Origin of the sequence: Belliella marina (assembly GCF_042682445.1) — a bacterium.
GTDB classification, from domain to species: Bacteria; Bacteroidota; Bacteroidia; order Cytophagales; family Cyclobacteriaceae; genus Belliella; species Belliella marina.
In genome coordinates this window covers 143759-152762 of the sequence record NZ_JBHUHR010000051.1, presented here as the reverse complement: position 1 = coordinate 152762, position 9004 = coordinate 143759, and the positions used below count along the sequence as shown (strand labels likewise).

Sequence of the window (9004 nt, the reverse complement as noted above, 5' to 3'; positions counted from 1 at the left end):
TTCCCATCCCGAACAGAGAAGTTAAGCCCTGCCGCGCCGATGGTACTGGGGTTACACCCGGGAGAGTAGGTCGCCGCCACATTATTCCAAAGCCAGTCCCGATATCCTTCGGACTGGCTTTTTTGCGTTTGGGGGAGAGAGGTTTCACGCAGAGGCGCAGAGACACCCAAGTTTTTTTAATCTGGGAGATGTTTATGATGGGATTGCTTTTTTGAAATGACCGGAATGATGAATGATATGTGGATTTAGATGCGTGGCAACCCTAAAAGTATAGCGGATAGACTTGTGGCGGAAACCTTCGAGGTTTTTTGAAACATCAAAGGTTTGGTTAGAATCAATCTCTCGCCAAATATGCAGCGACCATTCTTAATGTTCCAAAATCGTATTTTCCAGGATTTTTTTCTCTGATTACTCCAAGTTCTCCATCTTCTAGCTCAAGCAATACGGATATTTCCTTTACAAGTTCTGTTGAGAGATGATTGAATATATCTACTTTTCCTGCGATAATACCTTTTGCTAAATGTCCTTTGATGGTTGATTCGGCAAGTTCTCTGTATGCAGCAATCTCTTCTATACTTTTTCCTTCTATACTGAGGGTGTAGGTGATTTCGAAGGTTTCTCCTTTTTCCAATTTGATGTTGGGGCTTTCAGATTTCTTCTTTTTTCTTCCGGTTTTTCCCGAAGCGAATTTGGGATTGTCTTTTGCAGCTTGTTTTGCCTCTTGTGCCAATCCAATTCTTAATTGAACCAAATTGCGGGTAATGGCTTCCATTTTTCCTATTTCCTCTCCATTCAATATTGCAGGAACCAAGAAGGTGACTTTTTGAAGCTCACCTAATTTTTTTAATAATAATATTTCTATTTCTGAGACGCCCTCCAAGTAGGTCTTAGTCTTTGAAAACCGCTCTACTTCTGCTGCATGGTACATTAGCTGCTTTAAAGTATCCTTGAGGAGGTTGGAATAATACCCACTGCCTTTTTCAAGTCTTTCCAATAGGTGGTTTTCTTCTTTTGTTTGAAGCAAGTAGATAAGCTGCCTTTGGAATCTATATGTGTTTTCTCCTTCGGCAAGTATGGATTGATAGATTTTGGAGACAGATTCACGCATCTCTTGGTCTTCAAATTCCATGGTGCTGCTGTTTTCCTTTGAAAAAGCCTCAATGTTTTCCAAAATTTGTGAGAAGTCAAAAGTACCTACCAACAACTTTTGGATATATAGAACCTGATGATCCTTTATAAGCACTTCAAGGGGACGTTGATGGGTATTGGTTTCTCTGGTGAATACAAGTGCTTGGTGGTCTGAACTGATAACATTCGATTGGATTCTGGTTCTCAATGTCAAACCATCCAAACTTCTAAGCCTACTTAGTGCCACATATACCTGTCCAGGAGCGAAAGCCTGTCCTATATCTATAATTGCTTTATCAAAGGTAAGTCCTTGGCTTTTGTGGACTGTCACTGCCCAAGCAAGTTTGACCGGGTACTGTTCAAATGTCCCAATTACCTCCTCCTGCAACTCTTTCGTATCTTCTTTTACTGCGTATCTTTTGTTTTCCCAGATTTCTTTCTTGAGAACATATTCCTGTCTATTATCGGTCATGATCACCTTGACCTCATCATCATAGATGCTCTTGACAATAGCCATTTTACCATTGAAAAATTCGGAGAACCCACTGCTGTCATTTTTGATGAACATGACTTGTGCACCTTCTTTCAGCTCTAACCTTTTGGGGATAGGATAGATGTTTTCGGGAAAATCATTTTTGACTACAGCTTCAAAAAAATGTGATTTGCTTTTTAATAATCCCAGTTCCTTTTGATTGTGTGCTTCTGCTTTGTAATTATGGGTAGTGATGATGATATTGTTTTTCAGCTTTTGGATTTCCTCTTCGGTTTTGAAGAATTGGTTCAGAAAGCTGATGTCTTCTTGGGTTGTTTTGTTCTCCCTTAAATTATTCAGGATTTGAATAAATTGATCATCTTTTTGCCTAAAAATTTTATTGAGTTCGATATAAACCAATCCAGAGCTTTCCAGGGCTTTGGCTTCGAAAAAATGCATGCTTTTGTAGAATTTTCCCAGTACTTGCCATTCCTCGTCTTTGACAATAGGGGGCAATTGGAACAAATCTCCGATCATCAATACCTGTACCCCACCAAATGGCTCGTCAAAATTCCTTTTGACACTTTTCATCCGGTAATCAATGGCATCCAGAATGTCTGCCCTGAGCATACTGACTTCATCAATGATCAGAAGCTCAACGGATTTAAGCACCTTCTTTCTTGCACTATTCAAGGTATGTTTTCTACCTAGGCTATACTGTGTAAAGAAATTCCCGCTTTTGGTGAAATTACCTTCAGGCTCTCTGGTGGGAAGGAATGATCCAAAGGGTAACAAAAACTGTGAATGGATAGTGACACCTTTGGCATGTAGGGCTGCGATGCCTGTTGGAGCGAGGGTTACATAAGTTTTGTGTGTGATTTCCGCAAGGTTTTTCAAAAATGTTGTCTTGCCTGTGCCAGCTTTTCCTGTTAAAAATATTGGACTATTTGTACTATTGACAAAATGTGCGGCAAGTTCTAGTCTATCTGTAGTCTGAATCTCCATATGAATAAAATTATATGAGTATCCGCAATGTTGCACGTTGTGATAAAAATGACTTTATTCGATGCGGATACTCGTCAACAGACAACAGTTCACAGTCAACAGAAACTCAAATTGCTCACCCAACAATATTTTGTTTGGCTACGTACAAGAAAGCGGATAGTCATTTAAAATTACTACAAAAATGAAAATTGCCCGAGTAAAAATGCATTAAGTTCGTAAAGTTTTTAAAATAATGTAACTTTGTCCCCTGTAGATAGTTGTCATACTAACTATTAAAACGTGAAGTAAATGTCAAAACATATATTAGTCACAGGTGGGACGAAGGGTATTGGAAGGGCAATCATAGAAAGGTTTGCCAAAGAAGGTTTTTCGGTTTCTACCTGCTCAAGAAATGAGAATGATTTGCATGAATTGAAAACCTATTTCGAAGCCAATTTCCCTAAACAATCTATATTTGTGATGAAGGCGGACCTTTCCAAGAAAGAGGAGGTACTGAATTTTTCCAGGGAAGTAAAAAACAATATAGGTTGTCCAAATGTGTTGATCAATAATACAGGCGTGTTTTTGCCTGGCGCGATACATTCTGAGCCTGAGGGTAATTTGGAATTGATGATTCAGACGAATCTGTTCTCTGCATACTATTTGACAAGGGCATTTACTGCTGAATTGATTGAGAATAGGTCGGGACATATTTTTTCGATAGGATCTATAGCCGGTTTGACAGCTTATGCCAATGGGGGCAGTTATGCGATTTCCAAATGGGCAATGTTGGGATTTACCAAATGTTTGAGAGAAGAATTGAAGGAGTTTAATATAAAAGTCACATCTGTTTTGCCGGGAGCGACTTTCACTGCCAGCTGGGCAGGGGTAGATATTCCGGAAGAGAGATTTATGAAATCAGGCGATGTAGCTGAATCTGTTTGGGGGGCATATAACCTTTCCCCTAGTTCTGTTGTTGAAGAGATAGTTATTAGACCCCAATTAGGAGATTTATAAGATTTATGGAAACCAAAGCATTGTTGGATAAGATTAAATATTGCAATAGCCTTACTTCATATTCAAGAAGGAAGACAATCCCTGTGAAGGTAGGTGATGTGCTCATCGGTGGGGATAACCCAATTGTGGTACAGTCTATGACCACGGTAGATACTATGGACACCATGGGCTCTGTAGAGCAATGTATCCGGATGATTGAGAGTGGGTGTCAGTTGATAAGGATTACTGCGCCGAGTATGAAGGAGGCTGAAAATCTTCAGTTGATCAAGGATGAATTAAGAAAAAGGGGCTACTCAACGCCTTTGGTGGCGGATATACATTTTACACCCAATGCTGCGGAATTGGCAGCCAAGATTGTAGAAAAGGTAAGGATCAATCCAGGGAACTATGCGGATAAGAAGAAATTTGAGGTCATAGAATATTCCGATGAAAGTTACCAAGAAGAATTGGATAGAATCAAAGAGCGTTTTCTTCCCTTGGTGAAAATATGCAAGGAACATGGTACTGCGATGCGAATCGGTACAAACCATGGGTCTCTTTCTGATAGGATCATGAGCCGCTATGGAGATACCCCATTGGGAATGGTAGAGTCTGCCTTGGAGTTTTTGAGGATTTGTGAGGATGAAGGGTATTATGACATTGTGATTTCCATGAAATCTTCCAATACCCAAGTGATGGTTCAAGCTTACAGGTTGCTGGTCCAAAAGCTGGAAGAAGGAGGTTTTAAACCTTATCCTCTGCACCTAGGTGTAACCGAAGCTGGTGATGGAGAAGATGGAAGAATCAAATCAGCTGTTGGTATAGGGACTTTATTGGAAGATGGTTTGGGTGATACAGTGAGAGTGTCACTGACCGAAGATCCGGAATTTGAAGCGCCGGTAGCACAGGCTCTGGTAGATAGGTATAACCAAAGGGAAGGACATGACCCAATATCGGGAATTAGCCAGTATCCCATTTCCCCTTTTGAATACAACAAGAGGGTAACATTCGAAGTGTTCAATTTTGGAGGTGGTAATGTTCCAAGGGTAATTACAGATATATCAATCATAGATAAAATCCAACCGAAAGAGATGAAGCAGGTTGGTCATTTCTACCTGCCAGAATTGGATAAGTGGAAAATGAATGATCAGGGAGCCGATTATGTATTCTCTGGTTCCAATCCCATTCCCTTCATGCTTCCAAACGGAATGAAGGAAATACAGGATTTCTCCATTTGGAAAAATTCCGGAGATAAAGAAAACAAGTTTCCTGCATTTACTTTAGCTGAATTTAAAGCTTCAAACAATTTTCATGTGGGTTTGAATTTCTTGATGATTTCGGATTTGGAAGTGGAAGAAGCTGTAAAATTTTTGAAGCATAGAAAAGATGTAGTAGTCATTCTGTCGAGTGAAAACATCCATAACTATGCTGCGTTGAGAAGAGCGTTTGTTATTTTATTGGAAAATAATATTCAAGTTCCAGTTGTACCAAAAGTCACCTACAAAGAGAAAAGTCAGGATCAAATCATGCTGTATGCAGCGACGGATGTTGGGGGTTTGTTGATTGACGGTCTTGGAGACGGAGTGATGATCGATGCTTCTGATTATAGTGAATCGAACAGAGAAACTATTCTGGATCAGATCAAGTTACATAATTCAATCAGCTTTGGGGTTTTGCAGGCAGCAAGAACCCGGATGTCCAAAACAGAGTATATTTCCTGTCCGTCCTGTGGAAGGACTCTCTTTGATCTCCAGGAAACAACGGCTATGATCCGCAAAAGGACAGATCATTTGAAAGGGGTTAAAATTGGAATCATGGGTTGTATCGTGAATGGTCCAGGGGAAATGGCTGATGCTGATTTTGGATATGTAGGCTCAGGAAAGGGGAAAATAACCCTATACAAAGGAAAAGAGGTAGTAAAAAGGTCAGTTCCTTCGGAGAAAGCTGTAGATGAATTGATCGAAATCATCAGAAAAGACGGCATGTGGATTGAACCAGAAGTTTAACCATGGATCGATTAAATCAAATACCATTTTCTGATTAAGAATAATATGGGTATCCGCAATGTTGCACGTTGGGTAAGAAGAAGCTTTATAGGTTGCGGATACTAGTCAATAGACAACAGCGCACAGTCAACAGAACCTAAAATATTTCATCCAACAATCTGTTGTTTGGCTACGTGCAAGAAAGCGGATAATCATAAAGAATAAATACAACATGGCAAATAGCAAATTAAAAGAGTTCTTTCAGCTCGGAGAATTGGGTAATTACTTTATAAGGGTATTCCAAAAGCCTGATCCGAATAAGAAAAGCAATTTCAACTTGAGAATGATGCATGGGATCAATAAAATATCGATTTTGATGTTTTTGGCAGCAATTCTTGTTTGGGTTGCAAAGAGAATGTTCTGATTGCCTAACTTAGCAAAAAGAATAACAAACAATGAATATCAGTTTCTTCAGAGAATATTGTCTTTCGAAATCAGGAGCTTCGGAAGATACACCCTTCGATGCGAATACACTTTGCTTTAAAGTAGGGGGGAAGATTTTTGCTATAATCGATATAGAACTTTTTGAAAGTGTAAACCTGAAATGTGACCCCGAGTACGCCGTAGAATTGCGCGAAAAGCATGATTCAATTGTGCCTGGATATCACATGAATAAAAAGCATTGGAATACAGTTATCTTTAATGCCGGATTGTCAGACAAGTTTATCTTGGAACTCGTGGATCATTCCTATGAATTGGTTTATAATAGCCTGCCCAAGAAAATAAAAGAAGACTTGCAAAAATGAGTTACCTAAAGATCGATTCAATTCAGAAGGTCTACCAGAATGACAAGCCAGCAATAGTTGATTTTTCTTTGGAGATTCCACGTGGTCAGATTGTCTCATTGGTAGGCGAGAGTGGGTCGGGGAAAAGCACACTTTTAAGAATCATTGCAGGTCTGGAGAATAAGAATTCAGGGGAAGTTTTTCTGGGCGAGGAAAGGATCTTGACTCCCAAGGAGAAATTGGTTCCGGGCTATGACGAAATCCAACTGGTTTTTCAGGAGTATCATTTATATCCCAATTCCACTGTAGAAGAGAATATAGGAAGGCCTTTGATTCAATATGAAAAGGAATATAAAAAGCAAAGGATCAATCAGCTTTTGAATCTTTTGGGCTTGGTGGAGTTTAGGGATAAATTACCAAGGCAGCTTTCTGGTGGTCAGCAGCAAAAAGTGGCAATTGGCAGGGCTTTAAGTTTGGAGCCACAGGTTATTTTGTTGGATGAGCCATTTTCTAGTTTGGATACGATTCAGCGAAGGGAGTTGATAGTGGAGTTGAAGGCAATATTTAGAAAATTGGAGGTTACCGTTATTTTTGTAACCCATGATTTGGATGATGCATTGCAGATGACAGAGACTTTGGTGGTCATGCAAAAAGGGAAACTGATTCAAAAAGGCTCTCCTGAGGCAATATTTGAAAAGCCTAAAAACCTTTATGCAGCGAAACTTTTTAGTCATTTGAATCCCGTTTCACAAAAACCAAAAACCTATATCAGACCTTCTGATGTGCTTTTGTTCAAAAGTGCGGGGACTGCTGCCAAGGTGATTGACAAACAGTATCTGGTGCATTATAACCAATTGACAGTCCAGTTTTCCAATGGTTCTGAATGGAAGGTAGAAGATAAAAAAAGGGTGTTTGCAGTTGGTGATCGGTTATATCTCCAATGGGACAAAGCAAAGGAAATCTCTTTTTAGAAATTCTAAGAAGGTATGAAAAGAACAAAGGTCAAAGAAGAGAGGGGGATCCCTAGCTTCTTTGACCTCATTACTTATTCCTTCATTAGTTTGATTCTCAAAATTGACTTTTGAGACAAGCTCTTTTTATATCAATGTTGATGACCGTGTTCGCCATGAACATGTCCATGTTCCAGTTCTTCTGCAGTAGCTTCGCGTACTTCAAAAACCTCACCGTCAAAATGGAGGTCAAAACCAACCAATGGGTGGTTGAAGTCCAATAATATTTCCTCACCCAGATCTTTGATTACTTTTGCTTGCATCGGATAGCCATTTTCATCTACAAGAGGGAGGAAATTACCTTCTTCGAGCATATTTGGCTCAAACCCATTTTGTGAATTGAATTGACTTTTGGGCAATGCCATGATCATTTCTTCATCAGCTTCGCCATAAGCTTCTTCAGCAGTGATAATAAAATTAAAGCTATCTCCTTTTGCTTTTCCAGCAAGTAATTCTTCGAATTTTTCAGGCAATCCACTATTTCCAAAAAGGAAAAAGAAAGGATCTTCTCCATCTCTTACCTCTACACTGAATGGTGCTGATTCCACTTCTTCCTCGTCCTTGCTTACTTTGAGTTCATAGGTAAGCCCTACTACTGAGTTGTTTGTAATTTTCATATTGTTTTTTTCAGACTGCAAAGGTACATTTATTTTGATAAATGCCCTGACAATCATCTGATTTACTTACTTAATAGCCCCATTGACCATAATGGCAAATATGCTAAGCATGCTTAGAACAAAAGATAAAAATATCAAGCGATGCTTCTTTTTCCAAATAGCATAAACAGTCAAGCTGAAAATCGACAAAAAAAGTAATCCGAAAATAAGGATGTTCAAGAGGTACAAATCTTCCGAAGCATGGAAATATGGGGCATCAGGATTATTTGTCTGAAGGTTTATTGTTTCTCCCAACCATTTTATTCCTACCCATTCTCTAAGATAAGAGTAAGTGAAAACTCCAGAAGCTAGAAGTGCTGCAAATGTGATGAAAAACTTGTTCAAAATATTATCGTTGTGGTAGATTAGGGAAAATGGCTGGTTTTTTGGATATTTAGAAACGAAAATTAAAGAAAAATGGCATCAATAGAAAAAATAAGAAGCGGTTTGATTGATAAAATATTGTCAATAAATAATAGGGAATTTTTAGAAGCCCTAGATAAACTTATTGCTTCAAGTTCATCCCAACCTGGCATTGTTGAATTAACAAAAGAGCAGAGAGCAATTTTGGAATTGAGTGAGCAGGATATAAAAAGTGGAAAGTTGATTTCTCAAGAAATAATGGATAAAAGAAATCTGGAATGGCTAAACGAAATGTAGTTTGGACAAGAACTGCAGATATCCAGTTTGTCGGAGTTTTAGAATATTGGGTTAAGAGAAACAAATCTAACACATATTCAAAAAAACTACTAAAATTGGTTTCCGAATTAACAAAACAAATTGCAGAAAATCCATTGATTTATAAAGTGACAGATTTCAAGGATACTCGTGTATCTTCATTTGGAAATTATAGCATTTACTACAAAGTAAGGGAAAAGGACATTTTAATAACCTCTTTTTGGAATAACAGACAAGATCCCAAAAAACTTGTTAAGATATTAGATGATATTTAAGCCAATTTACAAGAATGTTTTTACTGTTACAAAAA

10 protein-coding genes and 1 rRNA gene are annotated in these 9004 nt (G+C 38.6%); 8 read left to right on the top strand and 3 right to left on the bottom strand.

What is annotated here, in order from left to right:
• Positions 1 to 82 (top strand): 5S ribosomal RNA (gene rrf, locus ACFSKL_RS23230); the annotation flags it as partial.
• Between the two features lie 252 nt (positions 83 to 334).
• Here the strand turns inward: rrf and ACFSKL_RS23225 are convergent.
• Entirely contained in the window at positions 335 to 2605 is a 2271-nt protein-coding gene (locus ACFSKL_RS23225; RefSeq protein WP_376889833.1) for a helix-turn-helix domain-containing protein, read from the bottom strand.
• Between the two features lie 288 nt (positions 2606 to 2893).
• On the opposite strand from ACFSKL_RS23225, the gene ACFSKL_RS23220 reads away from it, so the two are divergent.
• From ACFSKL_RS23220 to ACFSKL_RS23200, 5 genes are all read left to right on the top strand, one after another.
• Complete coding sequence (locus tag ACFSKL_RS23220; RefSeq protein ID WP_376889831.1) at positions 2894 to 3601, top strand: SDR family oxidoreductase; 708 nt, start codon at positions 2894 to 2896, stop codon at positions 3599 to 3601.
• 5 nt (positions 3602 to 3606) lie between these two features.
• Positions 3607 to 5586 carry a (E)-4-hydroxy-3-methylbut-2-enyl-diphosphate synthase gene (ispG, locus tag ACFSKL_RS23215; protein ID WP_376889829.1) on the top strand — a complete coding sequence of 660 codons (1980 nt, stop codon included), beginning with the start codon at positions 3607 to 3609 and terminating at the stop codon, positions 5584 to 5586.
• A 211-nt stretch (positions 5587 to 5797) separates the two neighbouring features.
• Positions 5798 to 5989, top strand: a complete 192-nt coding sequence (locus ACFSKL_RS23210) for a DUF6728 family protein (protein WP_376889827.1) — start codon at positions 5798 to 5800, stop codon at positions 5987 to 5989.
• A 31-nt stretch (positions 5990 to 6020) separates the two neighbouring features.
• Positions 6021 to 6371, top strand: a complete 351-nt coding sequence (locus tag ACFSKL_RS23205; protein ID WP_376889825.1) for an MmcQ/YjbR family DNA-binding protein — start codon at positions 6021 to 6023, stop codon at positions 6369 to 6371.
• Positions 6368 to 7321: an ABC transporter ATP-binding protein gene (locus ACFSKL_RS23200; RefSeq protein WP_376889824.1), complete on the top strand. Its 954-nt coding sequence runs from the start codon at positions 6368 to 6370 to the stop codon at positions 7319 to 7321. Before ACFSKL_RS23205 ends, ACFSKL_RS23200 begins: the two co-directional genes overlap by 4 nt.
• A gap of 131 nt (positions 7322 to 7452) precedes the next feature.
• Here the strand turns inward: ACFSKL_RS23200 and ACFSKL_RS23195 are convergent, their stop codons facing one another.
• Positions 7453 to 7977 carry an FKBP-type peptidyl-prolyl cis-trans isomerase gene (locus tag ACFSKL_RS23195; RefSeq protein ID WP_376889822.1) on the bottom strand — a complete coding sequence of 175 codons (525 nt, stop codon included), beginning with the start codon at positions 7975 to 7977 and terminating at the stop codon, positions 7453 to 7455.
• A 66-nt stretch (positions 7978 to 8043) separates the two neighbouring features.
• Positions 8044 to 8361: a hypothetical protein gene (locus ACFSKL_RS23190; RefSeq protein ID WP_376889821.1), complete on the bottom strand. Its 318-nt coding sequence runs from the start codon at positions 8359 to 8361 to the stop codon at positions 8044 to 8046.
• Between the two features lie 72 nt (positions 8362 to 8433).
• Between ACFSKL_RS23190 and ACFSKL_RS23185 the strand changes: the two genes are divergently transcribed.
• Entirely contained in the window at positions 8434 to 8676 is a 243-nt protein-coding gene (locus ACFSKL_RS23185) for a hypothetical protein (protein ID WP_376889820.1), read from the top strand.
• Positions 8658 to 8969: a type II toxin-antitoxin system RelE/ParE family toxin gene (locus tag ACFSKL_RS23180; protein WP_376889818.1), complete on the top strand. Its 312-nt coding sequence runs from the start codon at positions 8658 to 8660 to the stop codon at positions 8967 to 8969. Before ACFSKL_RS23185 ends, ACFSKL_RS23180 begins: the two co-directional genes overlap by 19 nt.
• Positions 8970 to 9004 lie beyond the last annotated feature (35 nt).

Excerpts from the sequence above, each read along its gene's own strand:
- ACFSKL_RS23225 (WP_376889833.1), bottom strand. The coding sequence starts at position 2,605 with ATGGAGATTCAGACTACAGATAGACTAGAACTTGCCGCACATTTTGTC.
- ACFSKL_RS23220 (WP_376889831.1), top strand. The coding sequence starts at position 2,894 with ATGTCAAAACATATATTAGTCACAGGTGGGACGAAGGGTATTGGAAGG.
- ispG (WP_376889829.1), top strand. The coding sequence starts at position 3,607 with ATGGAAACCAAAGCATTGTTGGATAAGATTAAATATTGCAATAGCCTT.
- ACFSKL_RS23210 (WP_376889827.1), top strand. The coding sequence starts at position 5,798 with ATGGCAAATAGCAAATTAAAAGAGTTCTTTCAGCTCGGAGAATTGGGT.
- ACFSKL_RS23205 (WP_376889825.1), top strand. The coding sequence starts at position 6,021 with ATGAATATCAGTTTCTTCAGAGAATATTGTCTTTCGAAATCAGGAGCT.
- ACFSKL_RS23200 (WP_376889824.1), top strand. The coding sequence starts at position 6,368 with ATGAGTTACCTAAAGATCGATTCAATTCAGAAGGTCTACCAGAATGAC.
- ACFSKL_RS23195 (WP_376889822.1), bottom strand. The coding sequence starts at position 7,977 with ATGAAAATTACAAACAACTCAGTAGTAGGGCTTACCTATGAACTCAAA.
- ACFSKL_RS23185 (WP_376889820.1), top strand. The coding sequence starts at position 8,434 with ATGGCATCAATAGAAAAAATAAGAAGCGGTTTGATTGATAAAATATTG.
- ACFSKL_RS23180 (WP_376889818.1), top strand. The coding sequence starts at position 8,658 with ATGGCTAAACGAAATGTAGTTTGGACAAGAACTGCAGATATCCAGTTT.